We start from the raw sequence: 24,729 nt of genomic DNA, 5'->3' as shown, positions 1-24,729 counted from the left end.
AATATATACGTAACGATATTTCGCCAATTGATTAAAATATCGTTTTTATTTCGGTAAAAGATAGAAAAGCGGGCTGCTTTTACTACTCGATTAAAACACAGCCAGGGCGGGTCATTTAATATTTCAGGTTCGGAAAATCTACCTGGGCCTGTTTAAACTGGGTTTCCCATTCGTCTTTCCAGCCGAAGGCAATTGTTGCCTGCGCTTTCAGATTGGCACCGGCAGCCCCACTCCAAAAATGGATAAACTCGCCCCAGTTAAGGTCATGAGCATACTCTTTACCATTTTTGGGATAGTATTTAGCCAACAGGTCGAAATATTTGTTCAGTAATTGGGCCTTGCCATATTTGGAATAGATTGGATAGAACCAGTTTTTGAACCATTGCACATGCGGCACCGGGAAATCATCATACTGCGATTGCATTTGTTCATACACCCGGCCTGCTTCATCTTTCATGCCGATGTTCATGAGCACATCGTAGTTGTAAATCTCCATAAATTTACTGTCGCCCCAAAGCGCGTCAGATGGTGAACCTTTAACGCCGTGGCTGGCGCCACTAACAATATGCCCGGTTTCGTGAATGGGCATACCTATTTGCTGGCCGGTAGGTGCTGTCCAATCGTCAAGGCCGCAATCTATGGTATTCCGGTAATCATGGCTATCGTCAAAATACGAAGCGGGATGACCACCGCCATAGGTACCTTTATGAAAAACGCAGTATAGCTTTGTAGAATCGCCAAACAAGCCGTAAGTTTTTTTGGCATAAGCCCAAACAGCCGACATGGTTTTATATGGCCAGGTAACTGAAGTTTCCATGTTATCGTCATAATAAACGGCAGTATTTTTATCATAATAAACCAGGTGCAGCAAAAGCTTATGCTCAAACCAATGTTCCTGCCATGTTTTAGGGGGTACACCTATTTTATTGGTATCGGGTTTAATAACAGTTACCGGCGCAGGGGCAACGTTGTTTTTTGATTTACCGCATGAATTATGCACCGTGACTGCTGTTATTAACGTGCATAGCAGTATTATTTTTTTAAATTTCATAGTAGTGTAATGAAGGGTAGTCTTTAGTCGAAAGTCTTAAGTTCTAAGTCAGAAGAGAATAAATTTACCTTAAGACTTAGTACTATTAAATTAACAGTAGTTTATGTTTACAAGAGATTAAGAACCACCAGAATTTTATGAACACATAGGCCTTATATAAAGGCAGATACAAGGATTAAAAAATGGGACCAGCCATTACAGCCGGCCCCGGATTCATAGGTATAGAAAAAATCTTAGGTGCGGTTACCAACCTGTATTTTGTACCAGTTGCTTATCGCTATCTACGTCATTTTGTGGTATTGGGTAAAAGTAATTCCTTTTTTCAAACACGCGGTTTTCAAAAGTTACCACATTATAAAACTCAGGCGGATTGGTGCTGATGTTTAACGCTTTAAACGGACCATTATCGGTGGTTTCGGCTATTTTCCAACGACGGGTATCAAAGAAACGGGTATTTTCAAAAGCGAGTTCTACGCGGCGCTCTTTCCTGATGGCTTCCCTAACGGCAGCCTGCCCTGCCGGTGCCGGCAGTGATGGGCTACCGTATTCGGGGATGCCTGCACGGTTCCTGATAAGGTTAACATATTTTAAAATATCGGCATTGCCCGGCGAAGCTTCATTTAAAGCCTCGGCGTAGTTCAGATAAATTTCGGCCAGCCTTAACATTACCCATGAGCGGCCGCCTGTGCGCCAATCGCCTATCGGCTCGTTTTTACGCACAATATAGCCTGTTGGCGAATAATCATTACCACCAGTTTGCTTGCCAGAGTTGCCGGTGTTATAGGTTTGGGTAATAACCTCGCCGCTATTGGTGTTTAGCCATTTGCTGCCGTTATAAGTAATGCCTACATAAAAGCGCGGCTCGCGGTTTGTCCATTGGTTATAGGTACTCCGGGCCTGGTCATCATAGGGTGCCTGAAAATTGGAGAAACCGGTAGCAACATAACCCGAACCATTATCGGTTATTGAACGGCCGTTTGCCATAAAGTAGGCATCAACCATGGTTTGCGTGGCGCCTAAGCCGCCGCTGCCCCTTACCTCATCGGCATAACCGGAGTGGTAAGGTGTGGTTTCATACTGCCTGTTGGTTACGCCGGCATCAATCCTGGCGTAAATGATTTCCTTGTTCCAGTCAACCAGCATTACGTCGCGGCATGACAGGTATGGGCTAAAGTTACCCGAAGCATCGTTTTCGCGGTACAAATCAAACGTACCCGGTACAAACTGATCAAGGAAAGCTTTTGCCGCGTCGGCTGCTTTTTGCCATTTGGTGGCATCGTAAGTTTGGTTAATGAGCTTTTTACCATCGGCATTTACCATACCGGCATAGTCTGTATTGCCATTAAACAACGGGCTTGCAGCGTACAACAACACCTGCGATTTTACTGCCGTTGCAAAAGCTTTATTTATACGGCCAAGGTTATTGTTATTTGCCGCTTTCAGGGGCAAATCGGCAATGGCAGCGTCAAGCTCGGTGGTAACATAGGTTACGCACTCATCAAACGAGTTGCGGGGTAATTGCACATCGGCAAATGAAACATCAGGGGCAATTGCTTTATCGCCGGTGATAACTACCGGGCCATAAATACGCATCAGCCAAAAGTAATAGATAGCCCTTAGCGCCCTTGCTTCGGCTTTGTATTGCGTTTTTAGCGAGGCAGGCATATCAGAAACCTTATCCACATTATCCATAAAGATACCGGCCGAGCGGATACCGCGGTAATAGGTTGTCCAAAAACCGCTTATAAAACCGCTGGACGCATCGTAATTGCCATTGTTGATATTCTGGGTGGCCACAAAACCCCAATCGTACTCTGCTTCGTCAGATCCGCCTGTCCATTCACCAATGCTGTTATCTGATCCGGGGAAACGTTGTGATGCTTCATCGGGTATGGCAGAGTATACGTTGGCTAAAAATTTCTCGGCTGTGTTACGGTTTTTAAAGGTTTCATCAAGGGTAAGCCTGTCATCGGGTACCTGGTCTAAAAAGCCTTTTTTGCATGAAGAGCTAACAGTTAACATACATGCCAGCGTTAAGGCTACTATAATTCGTTTCATTTTATTATCTTGAATTAAATGTTACTTCTGTTAATTAAATTGAGCGCTCAGGCCTAATGATATGGTTTTAACATTTGGATATGCGGTACCATTGCCGGTATTCAACTCAGGGTCCCAAAGTTTAAACTTGCTGAAAGTAAGCAGGTTGTAACCCATAATATAAATACGCGGGTTGCTCATGCCAATTTTACTCAACGAAGCTTTGGAGAAGGTGTAACCAAAATCAAGCGTTTTAAGGCGGATAAACTGTACATCTTTTACCCACCATGAACTATGCTGCGTGTTGTTGGTATTGTCGCCATCCCCATAAGCTAAGCGGGGGTAAAACACATCCTGGCGCGGGCTGGCTTCTGTCCACCTGTCGGTGATGTTGGCATAGGCGTTACTGATGCCTCCATTGGTTGAAAATGGCTGAATAGCATTACCCGATATATACCGCGATGCATGCCCGGTTCCAACAAAGAACGCGCCCAGGTTAAAGCCTTTGTAAGCTACGTTAAAGCCTAAGCCATAGGTAAGGAAAGGCACATCGCCTTTGCTTATTTCTGTTTTATCGTAAGCATTAATGATACCATCGTTATTTAAATCTTTGTATTTGATGTCGCCTGGTTTAATGCTCGCTTTTGCGCCTGGGGTAGCGCTGCTGTTTATCTCCTGCTGGGTGGTAAACAAACCCTCGGCTATGTAGCCAAAATCTGCCAGTACATTATGACCGCGCTGATCATTCCATGGATATTTAGGGGTAGGTTGGTCGTTTTCAATTACAACATCTTTATTATAGGTGATATTGCCACGTAAGTTTAATACAACCTTACCTACATTAATACGCTGCTCGATAGTTGCGTCAAAGCCTTTATTATTAACTATACCAAGGTTGGCGTAAGGTGATGATGACAAGCCAACATATCCGGGTACCGCAGCTCTTTGTAAGAAGATTCCTGTACGGTGCTCCTTAAACAAATCGAAGGTAAGTGAAAACGAATCGTGCAGGGCGCGGATATCCAAACCAAGATCTTGTTTATGAGACCGCGACCAGCTTACATCAACCCCATAATCGGTTATGCTGATACCACTTATACCGTTGGTATTGCCCAAACCATAAGTGAAACCCGATGAGCCATCAGACAACAATGTAAGATAACCGAAACGCCGCCCTAAACCAATATCGCCACTACCCACAATACCATTGCTGTAACGGAATTTGAAGAACGATATAGCATCCTTTAAAGGCTCGAAAAAGTGTTCTTCAGATACAAGCCATCCCACACCAAATGCGGGGAAGTACCCATAGCGTTTTTCGGGAGCAAAGTTTTCCGATCCGTTGTACCCAACATTAAATTCGGCAAAATACCTGTCGGCAAATGAATAGGTTACCCTTGCCGCCAAGCTGCGGATGCGGTAAGGTATAGAGGTGGCAAAACTACCGGCAGGAAAATCCGACCTGTCTTCCTGGTTAAATAACAATAACCCGCCTACGCGATGTTTGCCAAACGCATGGTCATAGTTAAAAGACGACTCGGTATAAATTTTATTTGAGCCACCGCTTGATGCGTTGTAGCTGAGGTAATTTCCGTTACCTGTATAGGTGCGTACCAGGTTTAAAGTACCATCGGCATTATAGGGCGTATTTTGATCGGGATACCAGGTATCCTCACGTTTTTGGCGTAAAATACTGTTGCTGTTGCTGGCATCAAACGCAAATAAGGTATTGAATGATAAACCCGGCAGCCAAAAGCCAAAATCCTGTGTAAGCCTGATGTTGGAGTACAACTGGTTAGTAAAAGTTGTGCTGTATCCACGCCTGGTTAAATCGGCATAAGGGTTACGCTGATCGCCGTTAGGGTTTACGCCCGGAACATAGCCACCAGGATACTCAATAGGGAATACCACCGGCGATACGATCATGGCCTGGCCAAAAATATCGCTTGCCGATATTGCAGGATAATTGCCTTTACCTACATAACCCTGAACGCCTAATGCCACCTTGGTGGTTTTGGTGATATCAACATCTACGTTACTGGTAAAGTTATACCGGCTGTAATCGATATTTGAATTATAAGTAGATAGCTTATCTGTTTTTAAAAGCCCGCCTTCGTTATAATAACTTGCAGATATATAATACCTTGAATTTGGGCCACCACCTGTCATGTTCACATTGGCCCGCCTGTTGCGGCTGGTGTTTTTAAATACAGCATCAATCCAGTTGATGTTAGGATAAAGCAACGGGTCTACATTATTTTGCGTGTTTTGAATATACTGCTGCGAGTATTTGGCAACGCCTCCCCTGGTGATGTTGGCTTCATTTACAGCATTCATGTAAGTAATACCATCGGCCATTTCGGGCTTGCGGGTAAATGAGGTAAAGCCTTCATAATAGTCTGCATCTATCTTCGGCTTGCCAACTTTGCCCCTTTTGGTTTGCACCAAAATAACACCGTTTGCACCACGCACACCGTATACAGCTGTTGCCGAGGCATCTTTCAGGATGGTAAATGATTGAATATCCTGCGGATCGAGGTTGTTGATTGACCGGGTAACACCATCAACCAATACCAGCGGACCAGTATTGTTATTGGTAAATGTAGATATACCGCGAATCCAGATATCAGCCTGGTTACTGCCCGGTTCGCCTGAGCGCTGAACACCAACTATACCCGATAAACGGCCAGCCAGCATCGTGCTGATATCGGCAACCGGTTGTTTCAGTTCGCCCACATCAACTGTTGATTGCGCGCCAACCAAACTCACCTTGCGCTGTGTACCATAAGCAACTACGGCAACTTCCTTTAACTCGTTTTGCGGCATTGGCACCATTTTAACGTCAATGACTTTGCTGTCCTTCGCCGTTATTTCCTGGTTTTGATAGCCAATAAATGCAAACACTACAATTTCGGCATCATTATTAACCTGTATCTGGTATTTACCGCTGTTATCGGTAATACCGCCACGATCTGTCCCTTTAATCCTTACGGTTACGCCGGGCAATGCCTCGCCTTTTTCGTCAACAACCTTACCTGTTAAAATACGCTGTACAGCCTGGATAGGTTCGGGGACTATTTCCACGTACCGTATCAATATCTCGTCATCAAGCACCGTGTATTTATAGGGTGTTTGTTTTAGTGCATTATCCAGCACTTTGCCCAACTCCTGATTAGATACCTTTGCCGATATTTTTATTTTACTGTTAGCCACTGTACCGTTGTAAGTAAACTTTACACCAGATGCAGCAGAAATATTATCAAGCGCTTTGCTTAATGTAATATTTTTTAAATTGACGCTTACGTGCTTCTTCAGTACATCCTGGCCATTTGCAAAACTTGCCGCCATTGATAAACTTGTGCTGCACAAAACCGCTATAATTACTGTGCTAATCCTCATAAAAAGCATATACTTGTGTCCCCTATTGCGGGATACATTAATTTTCATATATTCACTTCAATAAAAATGTTAAAAAAACAGCAGGTACCTCCGGGGCTTCCAATCCATTGGGGTAATGCTTTTGACTATGACGTTTTTTGATTATCAGTACAATGCCCCCTTGCCCGGGGCATTACTGATATATAGAGCGTAAGAATTTTAAATCAAATGTCTCCTCCTCCTTTAATGATCCATAAATTATCTTTACTGATGAGCGATGCGTGAACCACCAGCGCCATTTTCTTTAAAAACTGCACAGGGCTTTCACCCGGCTTTATCCGCCCAAAAAACAGGGTATTCTTAACATCGCCAACTACCTGTATTTTCATGTTAAAGTTTCTGCTCACATCTTCGGCAATATCCTTCACCAATACGTTGCGGTATTCGTAATAGCCGTTGCGCCTGCCCATTACAGCTGCCAAATCAGGAATTGGCAATACTTTGGTTGTTTTTTTTAGCTTATTATACACCACCATATTAGCAGGCGATAGTAAGACACCCGAACCACCATCGGTAAATGAGACCTTACCTGTTACCAATGCAACAACAATTTCTTTATGCGATTTAAATGACGAGATATTAAAGGTGGTACCCAAAACCCTGGTGCTGGTTGTGCCTGTGTGTACAATAAACGGATGGTGCTTATCTTTGGCGATATCAAAAAAGGCCTCGCCCTCAAAGCTGATTTCCCGGGTTGTGCCCACAAAGGCTACAGGATAAGTAACCGAGCTTCCGGAACCCAGCCAAATCACCGATCCATCTACGAGGTTAATTATTTTACGTTCGCCCGGCCTGGTAAATACGGTGTTGCTTTGCGGCTTTACTGGTTTGCTGTTGTTATTCCATAGCAACCCAATGCAAACGGCCAGTATAACAGAAGCGGCAGCAGCTATCTTATAAAAATAATTTCTTGTTGTTGGTTCCGCAGCTTCGGCGGCTTTTATGCGTTGCTGTAAACCATCAAATATCCGTGCTTTGGCCTCATCCTCTTCCAGTTGGCTTTCATATGGCCACTCAAAGTCTTCCTCGCCTTTGGCCCGGTACCACAGCAACAATTCGTCCCGCTCGGCTGGCGTAGCCGTCCCGTCAAGGTATTTTTTTATTAAGTACTTCTGATAAAGCTCGTCCATATTAAGCAGCAATTAAAAGGGAGTACACTAAAAAGGCATTTACCCTTAGTGCATTTAAAAAAAAGTGATAAAAAAGCGATTTTTAATAAAAAAAGCAGCGGCTAATCAGCGCAAACGCATAAGGCAAATTGAATTGATGTTAGTTATGCAATGACAGATAGTCCTAAGTCGAAAGTTTTAAGTTCTAAGTCAAAAAGAATAAATTGGGCTTTTGACTTAAGACTTAGGACTATTAACTTAACACTAATGATGCTTAAGGAAAATAATGAGCAGCATAATTTCCTTTAAATTTAAGCGCAGCACCTTAAGGGCTTTTGTAAGATGCGCCTCTACCGTTTTTTCGGCAATATCCATCTCGACTGCTATTTCCTGGGCCGATAGGCCTTGCTGGCGGCTGTATTTATATACCTGCCGGCATTTTTCGGGCAATTGCTCAACAATGCCGTTAACGTACTCTTCTAAAAATTTGGCATGTACCAAATCTTCGGGTAAATCGGCCATCACGGTTTTGGCTATCCCTTCAATGATCTGCGCTTGCCTGTTCCTGGTATATACACTTTTAAATACCGAAAATTTGATTGCCGTGGCCAGGTACGAGCTTAAGGTTTCTATTTTAAGGGTGCCTTTGCGGTTCCATAAACTAAAAAAAACCTCCTGTACAATTTCTTCAGCGGCATATTTATCTTTAGTATAACTATATGCCAGGGCGACCAGCCTTTTCCAGTAACGGTTATAAATTTCAGTAAATGCAAACTCTTTACCTTCGGCAAGAAGATTGAGCAATTCATTATCAGCAAAACCTACGGTCGAGTTCATTACGTATTACCAAACTTATTGCCTAAATTATTAATAATTTGTTAAGAATACGGCATATTTTTTGTTTTATCAATAGATTGACCGCAAAAAGCTTAACATTTAATATTTTCAAAAAATTCCGGTCTGTTTCATTTGCCTCTTTTTTTATGTTGATACCAACATAGTTACAAACCGCAATTGCCCATAAAGTAAAAAAGCCGCCTTGTAAACCACAAGGCAGCCTATTAACTTATTATTAACTGTTTAGTTTAAAGCAATGGTTTCGGCAATACGCCTGTCGCCGGTTCCGCCAACATATTTATAGTTTAAGGTAAACGTTTTGGTGGCCGGCTCATAAACGCAAACGCCGTTATTTTGGATAGTTTGATTTGCCGCACCGGCTGCAGATGTTACTGTAACTGTATTATCGCTGTTTACTTTCAAATTCATAAAGTAATTACTGCCGCCCAAATCGGCAGCCTCGCAACGTACGGTATTACCATCAATGGTAGTTAATGATTTGGCTCGTGCGCTCCATGTTCTGTCGCTGGCCGGGTTGGGGAATGCAATTGAGCCGTTGGCTGTGTAATCGCCCTGGTACTTGCTGGCTACATTTATAATATAATATACTGCTTTATAATAGTTGATGGCCTGGCCCTGAGCATCTTTTATGGCCACAGGCAACATGTATTTTGTGCCAAGCACCAGGTTTGCGGTAGTAACATTAATTACATAGCTGGCAGTCAGTTGCCCCGCCGGGATATTAACGGTGTTACTGGGTATGGTAAAGTCGGCCGCGGGCAGCGGTACATAAGTATCGTATTTTGATTCAGACGGATCGGGAAGGCTGCCTGCATTTGCTACAGCCGCGGTGCTATCGGCAGTATAAAGCGACCTGTGTAACGTATTTAACTGCGTTACAACCGAATTATCAACAGCCATAGTAACTGTAACTGCGCTGGTTAAAGGCTTTACTGCCGATACCAATACGGTAGTAGCCAACGGCTGCGGTGTTGAACTGATAAACTGCGAGATATTGTATTTAAAGCCCCCGTTTTCGAATGACGCAGGACCTGCATGGGCGGCAATAGGTAATTCTATCGACGTTGCCATCTTTTTATAATCGTAATTATCTGCAACTTTTGAGCAGGAATTTAAAAGTACCGTAAGCACCATAATGGCCAAAGAAAGTTTAGTAAAGTTTTTTTTCATGGGTTAACTGTAAATTTTATGGATTTGTGATTTGCCTTATTTATAGGGGAGTACATTAACCAGGCATATACCCTTAGTTACCTGGTCAAAAAGCCGCAAATAATTTATCGGGATCGAAAATTCGCACCCGGCACGTAAAAAGGATGCCCGGACGGCCGAAGAACACCGCTATAGTGGGATGCCGGAAATGAAGGCTTGCAATATAAAAAGCCGCTAAGTACGCGGGAGCGTACTGCAAATGTCTGAATTAGAAGAGCCCCAAATTTGGAGCCCTTCTCACCTATCTTTAAATAACAAAAGAATTGTTGCCGGCTTTTAATACGTATTGTTTTGTCTTCCAAACCAATATGCCGGTGGTTGTATGCGGTAAATTGATATTTATTTGCCAATGGCCGTTTTCAAATTTATAGCCGGCAAAAACCTTACCGTTTGGATGGGGTATTTCGCCGCTGATATCTTTTAGAGCACCTAAATGGGGTTCTATTTTTATTTTGGCAAAACCCGGCGCGTAGCTATCAATACCTAAAACCGTTCTGAAAAACTCAATGTTGGGGCTTGCTCCCCAGGCGTGACAATCTGAACGGGTAGTGTTCACATCAGAATACTCGGCCCAGGTAGTAAGGCCCATGGCTATATTTTGGCGGTAAATACCCAGCCAGTTCATATAATCGTTACCCAAACCTGCCTTTACCAGCGCCTGGTTCAGATAATATTTAAAGTAAACCGAGCATTGGGTTAAACTGGTATCCTTAAGCAATCCTTTAGCCACAGCGGGTATGTTGGCGTTGCTCACCGTGCCGGTAAGTATGGCCAAGGCGTTAACATGCTGCGAGAAGCCTTTTCGTTCCTTAGTATCGGCATACAATTTTCTGCCGGCGTCCCAGTATTTACGCTGTATGGTAGCCTTTAGCTGGGCGGCTTTTTTATGGTATAAAACGGAATAGTCATGCAAACCTATTTTGGCTTCCATTTCTGCCGCCCACTGGTATGCCCACAGTAGTTGCAGGTCATAAATAGCAGCGCTGCCATCTTTGCCTTTTACCTCGCCCCACATGTTACCGGCCCAATCAACAAAGGCCCAGTACGGGGTATCTTTTAACGATCCGTCGGCCTGTTGATATTTACTAAAAAAATCGAGTACGCCCCTTTCACCCAGCAGTTTATTTTTGATAAAGTTGTTATCGCCACGGTACATCCAGTAATCATGCAGCATGCCTATGTACCATAACGAGAATGGTGAAATAACCTGCGTACCTCTTGATGGATAGCAACTGGCAGTTACGCCTTCGGGTAAGCGCGAGTGGTCCATCTGGTTAAGTGCGTTGCGCGCCAGCCGGTTATCGCTGGTATTGTAGTACGATATCATGGCCTGTATGCGCGTATCGCCAATGTATTGCAGCTGCTCGTAATACGGGCAGTCGGTGTATGTTTCCCAGGCATTAAGCCTTACGGTGCGCCAGCCAATATCCAGCATTTGCTTCATTTCGGTATTATCTGTATTCAATACCGATGCGCGTTTAAAAGGGTAACCCGTGAAAGTGCCGTATAGGTCATCAACTACCAGCGGGTCGTTTTTAGTTTGCACAATGAGCCTGATGTAACGATACGTACGAAAATTAAGCGTTGTGAATGATTGCCCCTGGCTGCCATCGCCAACCAAGCTGTCTATCCTGGCTACAAACTCCTTGCCTTCCACATCATTACGGTTACCTTTAATAACACCCTTGCTGCCTTTTGCGTAAAGCGACTCGGCGTAGCCAAGCGATATGCCTGCATCCTTGCCGCCGCTAAAATTTAACGTTACATAGGCATTTGTTTCAAAAGTTTGATCGAGCACCAGCGTAGCCGTAGTGTTTGCGGGGATGGTTAAGGGAGTCTTTTTTTCCGGAAAGCCCGGCGCAACGGTTACACCATTAGCTCTGCGTAATTGAACAAGGCGCTGGTAGGTCATCTCCCTTGGGGGCAGGGATGATGGCACCAAGGCCCATTCTATGCCCCAGGCTGTGCCCTTTAGCCTTCCGTCGGCCACTTTACCGGCGGCAAACCAGGTGCTGTCATCATAACCCGTAGCTGTCCAATCGCCTTTAACGGCCTGCCGCATATCTACCATCTCTCCCCGGCTGGCAGCAAAAAAATACCCCGGTACTGGCTGATGCCCAATATCGCGCACGCACCTCCAGGTACTGTTGGTGTTTAATATCTCTTCCTTTGCCGAATTACCCTGTAAAATAAAACCTGTGCGTACGCTTATTTGTGCCGCAGGGCTGTATTGGGCCTCATTCCAAACAAGCGCAGCTATGGTGTTTTTCCCTTGCGATAGATATGGTGCCAGATCAACAGTTTCGTAATTCCAATAATAGGTATCGCCCCGTGCCGGCCCCAATGATACCAGCTTACTATTGACATACAATTTATAACGGTTATCTGCCGATATATGCACGATGAAAGTTGCCGGCTTACCGGCAATATCTATGATTTTACGAAAGTAATAAATGCCGTAGTTTACGCCGTTGTCGCCAGGCAAAGCTATCCAGGCCGCATTCCATTGCCTTGGGGCGGCATCGTTATCCGACGATTGAGCACCGGCGTACTTTGCCGGCAATAAGCCCAGGGCAAATACTATGGTAACAAAAAAAAGTTTCATTATGGTTTATCTGATTGATTGAACAATAATATGCATTTACCGCATAAAAAACAAAATAAATCGTTTTAGCATTAAATTATATTTTCGATATAAAACCACCACCCGATAACCATTGGACTGAGGCAATCGACTTTAAACATCTAAAGTAAAAAAGATGGCTTATTTCGCGCAAAGACGGTAAGAAGCTAAGACGCAAAGTGATTTGCTTATTTTCTTAGCTTCTTACCGTCTTTGCGCGATAAAATTCAGACAGCGTTTTTTAGCGACGAGTTCCTGATTTTTAAATCCGTTTTCAGGATAATCGATTGTAGCTTAGGCGATGATAAGCGGTCGTTAAGCTTTTCTAACAATACCGTTATAACATTATCAGCTATTTCCTCAACGGGTTGCGCTATCGCTGTTATAGGCGGCGAGTGAAGTTTAAACACATCGTAATCATCAAAGGAGATAACCGCGATATCGGTGGGGGCCTTAAGGCCCATTTCGTGCATGATCTTTAATCCGCAGGTGCCGATGTGGTTGGTGCCGAAAAGGATGGCGTCTACATCGGGATTTCCTTTAAAAAAGTCGCGAAGCGGGGCCATAATCTGCTCTTCATCCTGGTTAAAGACGATCTCTTTTACAATGGTAGGCTTCAGTCCGGTGCTTTTCATAGCGTCCTGGTAACCCCTTACCCTATCCATCATCTGGGTTTGGTGCGATGCGAAGGTTACAAATGCTATGTTTTTGAAACCCTGATCCATTAAATGCTTGGTGGCATTATAGGTGCTGAAAAGATTATCAACCTCAATAAAATCGGTTTTAACGCCAGGCAGGTGCCTGTCGAACAAAACCACGGGCATCCCGTCTTTTATCAGCGATTCAATATCCTCTTCTATCCCCTCAGGGGGAGCCATGATGTAACCATCTACATGCCTGTCGCGAAACATATTGATCAGGTCCTGGGTTTTGCTGGTATCATTATCGGTACTGCAATAAATAATCTTGTAGCCGTTTTTGTAGGCACGGTCTTCAATCAGGCGCGCTATACTTGCAAAGAAGGGGTTGGAGATATCTTCCACCATCAACCCAATGGTATTTGATTTGCCGGTTCTTAAACTTTTGGCCAGCGAGTTTGGCTTATACCCTACTTCGGCCACATATTTCATCACTTTTTCAACCAGGTCGGCACCAATACGTTTTTCCTGGGCCCGGCCGTTTAAAATAAATGATATCGTAGTTTTTGATACGTTTAACGCGTTCGCGATATCAACGATAGATAATTTCTTTTTCACCCGTTTATATTAGTTATTTCAAATATCGGGGAATATATTAAATTATATGAGTATAGCCAAAAGTTAATCGATTTATTTTGTTAGTAAATCGATTAACTGAAAAAGATTTGCCCGGAAAGTACAAATGAAATTGGTCTCTATGCCGACCGCTTATTTAATTTTGGGTAGCTAAAACCAAAGGCAAATATAACAAGGTAACAAATAATAGGCAAATAATATGAAGTAGCCACGTTATGGTTGGCGATAAGGCCCATAAAATAGGGAAACAACCCTCCACCTACTACGCCCATTACAATAAGGGATGATGCCAACTGGGTATGAGGCCCCATATCTTTTATACCAAGGCTAAATATGGTAGGGAACATGATACTAAAGAAAAAGTTAATGAATAACAACGCAATAAATGATGGCCAGCCAAAACCTTGCGCCACAATGATACACATGATAATATTGCAAAGTGCAAAAGCGGCAAGCAGCTTGTAAGGTTTTATAAATCTCATCAGAAAAGTACCTGCAAACCGGCCGATGATCATCATCACCATGCTTAAAGAAAAATAATAACCTGCATTTTCATCAGAAAAATGCATTATTTCATGCCCGTAGTTAATAAAAAATGCCCAAGTCCCCCCCTGGGCAGCAACGTTAAATAATTGCGTAAAGGCGGCGAAAATAAAATGGCGGGGCCTGATATCCTCTTTCTTTTCATCTACGTTAATCAATGAATCATTGGCATAGGAATCATCCGAAATGATATGGGGATCTGTTAACGGTGGCACCTTTATAAACGAAAAAAGTAAAGCTACCAGTGCTATAACGGAACCTATAATAATATAAAGCTGTTTTACAGATACCAGATCGTTTGAATGTTCCTGGCCAGCCCTAAGTATAAAATAGCTTCCGATAACCGGACCAATTACCCCACCCACCCCGTTAAATGCCTGCGAAAAATTGATACGCTGATCGCTGGTACGCTGATCGCCGAGTGACGCTATGAATGGATGGGCAACGGTCTCGAGCGTGGCCATCCCGCAGGCCAGTACAAATAACGCTACTCTGAAAAATGTAAAAGATTCGGCGTTGGCAGCCGGGATAAACAAAAACGCACCAATAGAATAGAGGATAAGCCCCAATAGCACCCCACTTTTATATCCAAATTTTTTCATAAACATCCCTGCAGGAATACCCATTATAAAATAAGCACCAAAGATGGAAAACTGTACCAATGCCGACCGTGACTTGGTAATATGCAGTACTTTTTGAAAGTGCCGGTTCAGCACATCGCCAAGCGTCATGGATACACCCCACATTAAAAACAGGGAGGTTACAAATATTAATACCACAAGGTACTTGCGTTCGGTAAATTTTGCTGGGATGCTCATTATATGGGTTTAATCGGTTTTTCAATTGGCGGCGTCAAATTAATCGAAATGTTTTAAATTCCACAGCAGTAAATCGATTTATTTTAAAATCTTATTTTTTAATGAAATTGAAAGCATGCTAACATTTACTCTGCTTTAATAGCATCGTTATAAGGCTGTACCAATAATACAGGGCTATCGTTACCCAATACATCGGCGTCAAACTCTATTTTGATATTTTTCGACTCGCCCCGCATCAAACTAAAATAGTTATCGTTCATCAAGGCAGGTAATAACTGCTCGCCATTGCTCTTCCTCACCGCCTGTGCCCGTATAGCAAACGCCGCAGCCGGGGATGACGCCGGGTTGGTAATAGTGGCATTGATATAGTATTTACCGTCGGCCTTAGTTATTTTCGAGGTTATTTTCAGGTTTACTTTGGGCAGGTTGTTTAGCGCGGTAAAATCGGTACGCTTGTTACCCCGCCAGTAAAAGTTATCTGATACCAGTTTGCCTGCTTTATCGGTTAGTTTTAGTTTGATAAAATGCACCTCGCTTAAGCCGTTGCTTTTAGGCTCGCCGCCATACACTTCAAAACCCCACAGCGAGTAGCCCCAGCCCGAGCCGCGGTGTATGCCCTGCATTTTAACATAGCGGGCCTTGGTTTCGTCGAAAGTAAGCTGCTGTATGCCGGTATGTCCATCTTCAGTATCATATACATCGCGCCATTGTTTAGCATCGTTGGATACCTGGATTTTAAAGGCTTTGCCGTAAGCTTCTTCCCAGTTTAGTTTTACGCCGTTCACTACCTGCTCGCTACCCAGGTCAACATAAATCCACTCATTATCGTTTTGCCTGCTGGCCCAGCGGCTGCCGCTATTGCCGTCGGTTGCCAAAGCAGCTTCCATGTTTTCAAACGAGGATGCTACCGTAGGTTTATTCAGTGCTAAATTGGTGTGTTCTTCTTTAAAATTGATGGTAAAGCAGTTTACCGCGGCGTTGGCAATGGCATCTACTTGCTTGGTTTGGTGGTAATCGCTTACAGGTTTACCGTCGGTGTTGTAAACCACCACTTCGGCCGTCAGATCGTTTACATTGCTGCCTGTCGTATTAATAACCTTAACGGAGTTGTTTACCGGGTTCCATTGAATGTGCAACGGCTCGCAGGCTTTTTTAGCTCCCCAGTAGCCACCTGTAAGGTCGTAATAGTAATCATAAGTTTGCCAAACCAGCGACGGGTAGGCCGATTGGCTCATCCAGGTCATGATGCCCGATGCATCTTCCCACATGTTATCTTCCCAGCCCTCGTACATCGCCTTATTGGTTTCGATGTTGAGTAGCTGCGCTTTGCGACAATAATCCCGGATGCCTGTTGCTGTGCCATAGCGTTTGTTAATACCTTCATCATACCTGTCCGGACCCGCATTGCCTGCCGATGGACCAAAAAAATGCAGGTTCCACATCTCGTTACGGGGCCATAGCTTATCCTTAGGGATAAATTTTTTAAAGCTGTCGTAATTGGTAAAAACAGCAGTACCAATCTCGCTGCGCAGGCCCCAACCCGGCGATCCGCCAAAACCATTCGGGAACCGGCTGAAATACCAGCGGGGGTCAAAGTTAGTCCAGGGGCCGCTGCCGGTTAAGCTGCCGGCGTGCGAGTTGGGCTGATAGCGCCTGTCGCCTCCATCATAATTGCTGATGTCTTCGGCCAGCCAGCCGTTTAATGGCGGCATGGGGGTGCCCTCGTTATCGCCGCACCAAATGGCTATGGATGGGTGATTGCGGAAACGTTTAATTTTTTCTATCGCGTTGGCGTTAAAATTATTGACATCATTGGGCAGGTTGGGGATGGAGTTGAGCCAAAAATCGTCCCAGATCATCATGCCATATTTATCGCAGGCATCATAAAATTCATCATCGGTGGTCGATCCTATCCAGTTGCGCACGATGTTGAAATTCATTTCCCGGTGCAGTTTAAGCTTGGTATCGTACTCGTTGCCGCGGCAGCGCAGCATGTACTCGGCCATGCCCCAGTTGCCGCCTTTTAAAAACACTTTGGTTCCGTTCACAAAAACATGCAGTACATTACCTACAGTATCGTAACTGTATTTTTTGATACCGAATTTAATGACCTGGCTATCAGATACCTCGTCGCCCAGTTTAAGGCTCAGCTTGCAGGTGTATAAATTCGGCTCGCCGTAGCCGTTTGGCCACCATAGTTTGGGGCTGTTGATGGCTAACTGCTCGAAGCGTTTTTTATCCAGTTTTATCTCCGCAGTACTATTGCCCCCCACAAACACCTTTTGCGAAAACTCAATATTGCCTGGCTGAATAGTGCCTGTTAACACCCCGGTTTGAAATTTAGACGTGCTGTTTTTTACACCTACCGCTATCGATACATCGGCCCTTGCATTGGTTGGCAATTCGGTGCGGATCCACGGATCCTGTAAGGTAATACTGCCCGTATTGCTCAAATACACTTTATCAGTTATCCCCGAATTTAATCCCGGAACATAAGGCATCCAATCCCAACTGGCTGATGGAATATAGGTTGGGCTTGCATAATTAACCAATGGGTTAACCGGGCAGTACACCAATACGGCTAAAACGTTTGAGCTACTTTTGCTAACTAAACCCGTAACATCAAAATTACCGTGCTGCATGAAGCCATCCAAAACACCAATTTGTTTGCCATTGAGGTAAATCTCGGCTTTGCGGTTGATGCCCTTAAAGTTTAGCCAGATCTTTTCTTTAGTATAATTTTCCGGGATCTTAAACTCCGTACGATACCAAAAGTTGCGGTCGTATTTGGCCTTATCAACCTTGTAAATATTATCGCCAAAGTTGGGATCTTTTTCCAGCCCGGCTACCACGTAGGCATTAAAAACAGTACCGGGTACCACGCCTTTAACCCAGCTGCCAGCATCGTAACCGGGTTTGTAAATATTAGCGCTATCGGCGCCTACTTCGGCCTGTGCTTTTACTTTCCAGCTGGTTTGCGGGTTGGCACTGCCGAGGTAAACGATATCCTGCGCCGATGCCCCGGTGCAGGCGGCAACACAGATCATGAACATTGATCGCTTTAAAAAGGGGGAAAAATTAAAAGGCATTATGAAGTGATGTTTAGTTTGAAAATAATATATCGCATGGCGGCGAGTCGACTCACCCCGACGAGGCTACGCCCGTCTGCCCCTCTCTCCGACTGCTTCGCATAGAGGGGCGAAAAAAACAGAAAAAAAAGAGCTCAACCCTCTTTGCGGCGCAGCCGGAGAGAGGGTGGTCGGGCGTAGCCTCGACCGGGTGAGTCGTAGCCGGCGTTCGACCGAAATGTTTGGGTAAACCCCAACATATCAGGGATAACTTATCGAAGTACACGGGCAAAGACCTCTGCGCGCGCCCTTCGACAGGCTCAGGGTGACAGGCCTGCCCAGCTCAAAAACACAAAAAGCAATTAACAAAACACGAAATAATTACGTTCATTTTTTTTAGTTTGATGTATTTTTTGAAAGCGAAAACGGTTTATCCTCAGCAGCCAAACCACGATTCATATTAGGCTTATCCCCCATTTCAAAACGGAGGATACCGCCGGCCATAATATCGCCGTGTTTAATAAAATTGTGCGTATAGGGCTTGCCATTGAGCGTAGCCGATTGGATGTACACGTTTTGCTTGCTGTTGTTATTGGCCTCGATGATGAACTTTTTACCGTCTTCCAGCGTGATTGTCATTTTTTTGAAGGCCGGGCTGCCAATCACATACTCATCAGTGCCGGGGCAAACGCTGTAAATACCCGCCGCGCTTAGCACATACCATGACGACATCTGGCCTTCGTCCTCATCGCCGGGGTAGCCGTTTTCGCCGGCGTTGTACATTTTATCCATCACCTCGCGTAAGTGCTGCTGTGCTTTCCAGGGCTGGCCGGCATAGTTATATAGGTATAACAGGTGATGAATAGGCTCGTTACCCTGAGCGTACTGGCCCATTTTAAAGGCAGCCATTTCGGTCATCTCGTGAATTACCTGGCCGTAGCCGCCTACTTTAATGGTGCCCGGCTCGGTAAATACAGAGTCGATCTTATCAGTAAAATTCTTATCGCCACCCATCAGGTTAATCAAGCCCTGTACATCCTGGAAAACCGACCAGGTCCAGTGCCAGGCATTGCCCTCGGTATAGGGGCCGCCCCAGTCCATCGGGTCAAAGGGCTCTATCCAGTTGCCTTTGGCGTCTTTGGCCCGCATGAAGCGTGTTTTGGGATCGAACAGGTTTTTGTAGTTGTACATCTGCCTGCCAAATACGTTTTCATAGTAGGCATTTCCTGTTTGTTTGGCCAATTGGTAACCGCAAAAATCGTCGTAGGCAAACTCCAGTGTCCAGGCGGTTGAGCCTTGTGTTTGAGGTGTAAAGGGGACGTACCCATCGGCAAAATATTCCTTCCAGCCGGGCCTGCCGTTGGCGCTGCCCCATAGACCTTTGTTGGTAGCCTCGTGGTAGTAAGCGGCCAGTGCCTGCTTTGGATCAAAGGTGCGGATACCCTTAACCCAGGCATCCGTTAACATGGAAATAGAATGGTTGCCAAGCATCCCTCCTGTTTCGGCCGGGAACGACCAGGCCGGCAGCCAGCCGCATTGTTGCTGGGCATCTAACAGGGCCTGCACATACTGCCCCTGCATTTTAGGGTGAATAATGGTATTCAGCGGAAATTGTGCCCTGAAGGTATCCCAAAAGCCATTATCGGTATACATATACCCATCGTGTGTTTTACCATCGTACGGACTGTAATAATAAGGCTTACCATCTTTACCGTACTCAAAAAACTGGTGCGAGAAAAGGTTGGCATGGTACAAACAGCTATAAAAGGTGGCCTTATCATCCTCGGTAGCGCCTTCAATTTTCATGCGGCCAAGCAGCGTGTTCCAAACCGCATCTGCCGCTTTGCGGGTATCGGCGAAGTTTTTGTATTTACCTAATTCGGTTTGCAGGGTAAGTTCGGCCTGTTGGGGGCTAATATAGCTGGATGCTACTTTGGCCTGCACGATTTCGCCATCTTTAAATTTGAGGTAAGCGCCAACGCCATCACCTTCGGCAGTTAAGTTTTTGGGCGATAGCTGATCTTTTTTATTTTCCCAGGTACCGTAAGCAGCAAAGGGTTTATCAAAGGTGATTACGAAGTAATTTTTAAAACCCTGTGGCGCCCAACGGCAATTGTTAACCCAGCCTATAATCTTACGTTCGCCTGGGATTATCTTCACCATGCTCAGTTTGGTGTAGCCATCCAGCACCAGGTAAGCGCCCTGCCCCTTAGGGAAGCTGAAGCGTAAATGTGCCCCGCGCTCGGTGGGCGTCATTTCGGTGGTGATATTGTTATCCAGTTTTACTTTATAATAGCTGGGTTGGGCAGTTTCGTTTTCGTGTTTGAAGCCGGCAGCGCGTTTATCCTCATTAACCACCAAATTGCCGGTTACCGGCATCAGCGAAAACACAGCATAATCATTAACCCATGAACTGCACTGGTGCGATTGCTGGAAACCCCGGATGGTATGTTCAAAATACTGGTACTTCCAGCCGTCGCCGTTTTTGCCGGTTTGGGCCGTCCAGGTGTTCATGCCGAAGGGTAGCGCGGTGGCCGGGTAGGTGTTACCGTAGCTAAACTCGTATTTGGTATTGGTACCCTGCCGGGTGTTTACGTATTTAACCAGGTTATCGCTTTGCGCAAATAGCGCACTGGCCCATAAAAGCGCCGGAACGCATGTAAGTAACCGTATTTTCATTTGGCGTATATAATGTGGTTTATACCGATGATGGATATCGGCATCTGATAAGCAAATATAATTAATAAATCGATTTAGCAAAAGATTAATTAAAAACCTTATTCTATTTGAATAAGGTTTTATAAAACAAATCGGCCACAAATTTATTCCCCTCGTCGTTCAGGTGCACGCCATCCTTGGTCAGGATGCCTTCGCCTTTGTTGTTCGGGTTATTTTTAAGGTTATATTCATGAAACAGGGTGCGAAAATCAAAAAGGTCGCAATTATTTTGTTTGGCAAGGTCGCGGATGATGTTGGAATATCTGTTCAGGTCGCCATCAAGCTCGTTGCTGTAATCAGTTTTCTCGCCCACGCTGGCTGGGGTGCATATAAGCACTTTGATGTTTTTTGCCTGCAGTTTCTTGATAAGCGCGGTATAAAAGCGGCCAAACTTATCCCAATCAGTACCGGTACCAAACATGCGCTTGTGCCATACATCGTTCACCCCTACCCAAATCACTACCACATCTGGATTTTTGGTCAATACATCATCTTCATAGCGGAGGTACAAATCATATATCTTATTGCCGCCAATGCCTGCCCCGGCAACTTCATAATCCTGGTCCTTTTTTTCGGTTTTAAGGCGTTGCTGAATCAGCGTGATAAAGCCGTTGGGCTGCACCGCATACTCGGTAATAGAATCGCCAAAGAACACCACTTTGGTTGGCTTTTTAGTTTGAAAACTGCACAGCATGATAATGCCGGCAAACAATAAGAATTTTTTCATTTGGGTTAGCTAAATTGATTTAGCGAATATATAATTTTGAGTTGCAAGAAGCAAGAATGAAAGTTGTTTTGTTTAATTTTTCCCCGGATAGAAATACGATTCTACGTTTTAACTATTTTTTTCACAACGTATGCTTTGAGTTTTCTCGTCCCCGCGGGGTCTCTCCAATGCTATTAAGTTAAGGAATTGACAGGTTGCTCCATCGGAGCAAAACATTTGTAGTAACTTGTAATTTAACATTTTTGCGTGCCGTAGGTACGCCACATAAGTTCCATACCTACGGCACGGAGCATTATTTTTCTATTTTTATCTACAAATGTTATGCCCCTACGGGGCTGAAAACGCTTAACTTAATAGCATCGGAGAAACCTAAGGCGACAGTAAAACATGGTTAACACATGTTAACCATGTTTTTTACTTAACTCACTAACTGTAAGATATTTAAGTTAAAATAAATCGAAATTATGTTAACCTTTGTTAACCATGATTGCACGCTCCGGCCATCTTAATAATATTAGGGCGACAGTAGATTTTAAAAATCTTAATACTTGATACTAACTACTTGCTACTAATTTTCATCCTGATAAACCTTGGCCTGTACAGGTTAGGCTTCTTCATCAAATCGGGGATAAAATCAACAGAGTTAATGTTATAGCTAATCAGCAGTTCGCCGGGGGCGGATAGGCTTGGGTGTGCTTTGGCATTGTAAACTAAAAAGGTTTTCTCTTCCAGGTCGGGTTTGCAATCCCATATCTTTATTACCGGGCCAAAGGGACCGTAGGGTGTCGCCCCTATCCGCATGCCCACATTGGTGCTCATGCCTCCTACCTGGAAAATGAGCGCATAGCGGCCGTCAGGCAGCGCGGTGAGACTTAGCTCATTGGATACACTGTTGGTAACATCGGCTACCTTGTTCATGTCTTTTATCCAGTTGGTGCCATCGTAAAAAGTCCACCTGTCAAACTTTTCAAAATCTTTTGGTAAAACCCGGGCCACCATCAAATTTTTGCCTATGCCGTGCACCCCGTAAACGTAAATGTAGCCATCGGGTTTCGGTGCACCGGCTTTTGTGGTATTCACATAAATGCCGGCCCCGAACGATCCGATGTCACCTTTTGCATCCGTGAGGTAAAATGGCGTATCCATTTGCTTAAGGTCTTTGTACGGCGGCTGCGATCCTGCGGGAATTTTTATCAGCGTGTTGCCAACCTCCCTGAACCCAAAGGCGCCGGTGCCCACATTACGGACCCTGTAGCCAAAAATATAAATGGCATTATTCAATTCCTGGTTTACAAAGCCATCGCCAAGCCAGTAGTAATCCCCGGCAGCGGTTTGGGCAGTGTGTGGAATAAATAAGGATTCGGGGGCGCCTGCCTTATCGATATCCCAGGCAAACTTTATTTCCGTATCGGCAGGCTGGTTGCCATGGAGTACAGCCACCGAATTATGGATCATTTTAAAGCCCGGCACCATCGTGCCGTTTTCTATTTTGCCAATCATCGAGTCGCTGAAAATAAACAGGATTTTATCGCTGGCTTTCGCCTGCTTGTTTTCTACTCCGTTTAACGGGATAGTATAAATCCCGTCGCCTCCAAACCAGCCGGTTTCGCGCTTTAACAGGCTGCTCCACTCGGGGGCCGCCTCGACAGTGAAATTAAGATCGGTAAGGTTTACCTTTTTACCATCGGTTTGTGCTATGGTTTGCAGGCTTGCTGCAATGCAAAAAAACAAGGTGATGACTGCAAAGTTTCTCATAGGGTAATTCAATTAATAAAGCATACAACCTATGTTACGGGTTGTAGCTTTTGCAAGTTATTTTTAGTTTTTATAATTAAACATACAAAGCCAACCAGGCCGCCAACTACCATTAATAAACCAATATAGCCGGCCTGGGTAAAGTCCATTCCAAAAATTTGATATTTGGGGTTAATGCGGATCAGCTCGATCATAAACCTTTCGCCGCCGTTAAGCACCAGGTATAAAAAAAACATAAAACCCGGTTTGATAATCTTATTCCTGAACACCCACATCAGCGTAAAAAAAAGCAGGCAAATAGTGGCCTCGTAAAAAGGTGTGGGGTACACGCCATGTAACAGTTGGTTGCAATAATTGCCGGCACAATCGGGTATTGGAAGGCCCGCGTTAATGGCATTATGCGGATAGGTAAACGACCACATCCAACCCGGTATTAAACCTGGCTTAGGATGGCTATTGGTAATACCCCAGTCGCCATCGCCGGCAAGCTGGCAACCTATACGGCCAATGCCATAAGCCAGCATCATGCCCGGCGAACCGATATCGGCCAAATGTACCAGCTTCATTCCTTTTTTATGGCCGATGTACAGGTAAGTTAAAGCGCCAAATATCAATCCCCCGTAGTATGAAAAGCCGCGAACGTTGAATAAAGTGCCCACGGGGTCGTACCTGAAATTACTCCAGTGTTCTACCGTGTCAAATAACTTTGCGCCAATAAAGCCAAAAAAACCTACCGAAAAAACAATAAGCCCCATCAGCTGGTAAGGATGAACCGTTTGCACCTCGGCCTTAGGCTGTTCCAGCTCCTTTTCCTTTTTATCCGCATAAACCCATAAACCAAATACAGCACCGGTGAGTATGGCCATTACCAGGTTACCTTTAAGCGACAACAGGTACCCTTGTGGATTGGCGCTGAACACCGTATAGTTAAACATGGCCCCAAAGGCCTTGAAACCTAATAAAAAGCCAAGAATGGAGTTGATACTGATTTCGGCAACGGACGCCTTTTCTCCTACCACTACGTTACGGGTAAACGCTCTAATTTTACCTAAGGCTTCGTACCGTTTAAACTCCGAGCTAAAGACCATATACGAAAACAAAAAAGACAATGCCACAAACAAGCCCAGCGTTTGAACAGGAAACGTAAAATTAATGCCGAACAGGTAATAAATGAGGTGGCCTATAGTTGGAAACATTGCACTAATTTAATTATTAAATGATTCCATAAGCAAACAATATGTAATGGCAGCGGATTGAACGCGGGCCACTACTCAACCCGGCTACGTTTTATTCCCCTCTCGAGAGGGGGCGGGATGGGAAGCGCGTTGGCAGGGGTTTGTTTTTCAGCGTTTTATTGCGCGCGCATAAATACACCCCTCCACCCCTCTCGAGAGGGGAATCGCACTTTTCCGCCGCTTTTTTTAGGGGATACACAAAATATTATTGCGTTCACAACAGCCCCATTTGCCACCATGTCATTACTATTTTTCCAGTTTAGCTG

The 24,729-nt window shown here is 44.7% G+C and carries 14 protein-coding genes; all 14 read right to left on the bottom strand.

Translation table 11 applies throughout. The features are described 5' to 3' along the window. Positions 1-115 precede the first annotated feature (115 nt). Positions 116-1,051, bottom strand: coding sequence for a hypothetical protein (locus BMX56_RS14420; protein WP_090649125.1), 936 nt, complete (start codon positions 1,049-1,051; stop codon positions 116-118). A 243-nt stretch (positions 1,052-1,294) separates the two neighbouring features. Next, positions 1,295-3,109 carry a RagB/SusD family nutrient uptake outer membrane protein gene (locus BMX56_RS14415; RefSeq protein ID WP_090649122.1) on the bottom strand — a complete coding sequence of 605 codons (1,815 nt, stop codon included), beginning with the start codon at positions 3,107-3,109 and terminating at the stop codon, positions 1,295-1,297. 30 nt (positions 3,110-3,139) lie between these two features. Beyond that, positions 3,140-6,487, bottom strand: a complete 3,348-nt coding sequence (locus tag BMX56_RS14410; RefSeq protein WP_255369845.1) for a SusC/RagA family TonB-linked outer membrane protein — start codon at positions 6,485-6,487, stop codon at positions 3,140-3,142. 203 nt (positions 6,488-6,690) lie between these two features. Then, entirely contained in the window at positions 6,691-7,656 is a 966-nt protein-coding gene (locus tag BMX56_RS14405) for a FecR family protein (protein WP_090649116.1), read from the bottom strand. A 243-nt stretch (positions 7,657-7,899) separates the two neighbouring features. Further along, complete coding sequence (locus tag BMX56_RS14400; RefSeq protein WP_090649113.1) at positions 7,900-8,472, bottom strand: RNA polymerase sigma-70 factor; 573 nt, start codon at positions 8,470-8,472, stop codon at positions 7,900-7,902. A gap of 243 nt (positions 8,473-8,715) precedes the next feature. Further along, positions 8,716-9,663 carry a BT_3987 domain-containing protein gene (locus tag BMX56_RS14395; protein ID WP_090649111.1) on the bottom strand — a complete coding sequence of 316 codons (948 nt, stop codon included), beginning with the start codon at positions 9,661-9,663 and terminating at the stop codon, positions 8,716-8,718. A 286-nt stretch (positions 9,664-9,949) separates the two neighbouring features. Next, complete coding sequence (locus tag BMX56_RS14390; protein ID WP_090649108.1) at positions 9,950-12,307, bottom strand: alpha-L-rhamnosidase-related protein; 2,358 nt, start codon at positions 12,305-12,307, stop codon at positions 9,950-9,952. 245 nt (positions 12,308-12,552) lie between these two features. Next, complete coding sequence (locus BMX56_RS14385) at positions 12,553-13,581, bottom strand: LacI family DNA-binding transcriptional regulator (protein ID WP_090649105.1); 1,029 nt, start codon at positions 13,579-13,581, stop codon at positions 12,553-12,555. Positions 13,582-13,718: 137 nt separating this feature from the next. After that, complete coding sequence (fucP, locus tag BMX56_RS14380) at positions 13,719-14,960, bottom strand: L-fucose:H+ symporter permease (protein WP_090649101.1); 1,242 nt, start codon at positions 14,958-14,960, stop codon at positions 13,719-13,721. A 125-nt stretch (positions 14,961-15,085) separates the two neighbouring features. Beyond that, entirely contained in the window at positions 15,086-18,013 is a 2,928-nt protein-coding gene (locus BMX56_RS14375) for a discoidin domain-containing protein (protein WP_090649098.1), read from the bottom strand. A gap of 411 nt (positions 18,014-18,424) precedes the next feature. After that, positions 18,425-20,707, bottom strand: a complete 2,283-nt coding sequence (locus tag BMX56_RS14370) for a GH92 family glycosyl hydrolase (RefSeq protein ID WP_090649095.1) — start codon at positions 20,705-20,707, stop codon at positions 18,425-18,427. Positions 20,708-20,810: 103 nt separating this feature from the next. Then, positions 20,811-21,473, bottom strand: a complete 663-nt coding sequence (locus tag BMX56_RS14365; protein ID WP_090649091.1) for an SGNH/GDSL hydrolase family protein — start codon at positions 21,471-21,473, stop codon at positions 20,811-20,813. 558 nt (positions 21,474-22,031) lie between these two features. Further along, a complete protein-coding gene (locus BMX56_RS14360; protein ID WP_090649088.1) occupies positions 22,032-23,228 on the bottom strand; it encodes a DUF4185 domain-containing protein in 1,197 nt (398 codons plus the stop codon). A 29-nt stretch (positions 23,229-23,257) separates the two neighbouring features. Then, positions 23,258-24,424: a prolipoprotein diacylglyceryl transferase gene (locus tag BMX56_RS14355; protein ID WP_090649085.1), complete on the bottom strand. Its 1,167-nt coding sequence runs from the start codon at positions 24,422-24,424 to the stop codon at positions 23,258-23,260. Between the last annotated feature and the right edge of the window lie 305 nt (positions 24,425-24,729).

Origin of the sequence: Mucilaginibacter sp. OK283 (genome assembly GCF_900110415.1) — a bacterium.
In the GTDB taxonomy this organism is placed as follows: domain Bacteria; phylum Bacteroidota; class Bacteroidia; order Sphingobacteriales; family Sphingobacteriaceae; genus Mucilaginibacter.
Note: the sequence above shows the minus strand (reverse complement) of the source record. Positions and strands in the feature narration are given on the sequence as shown.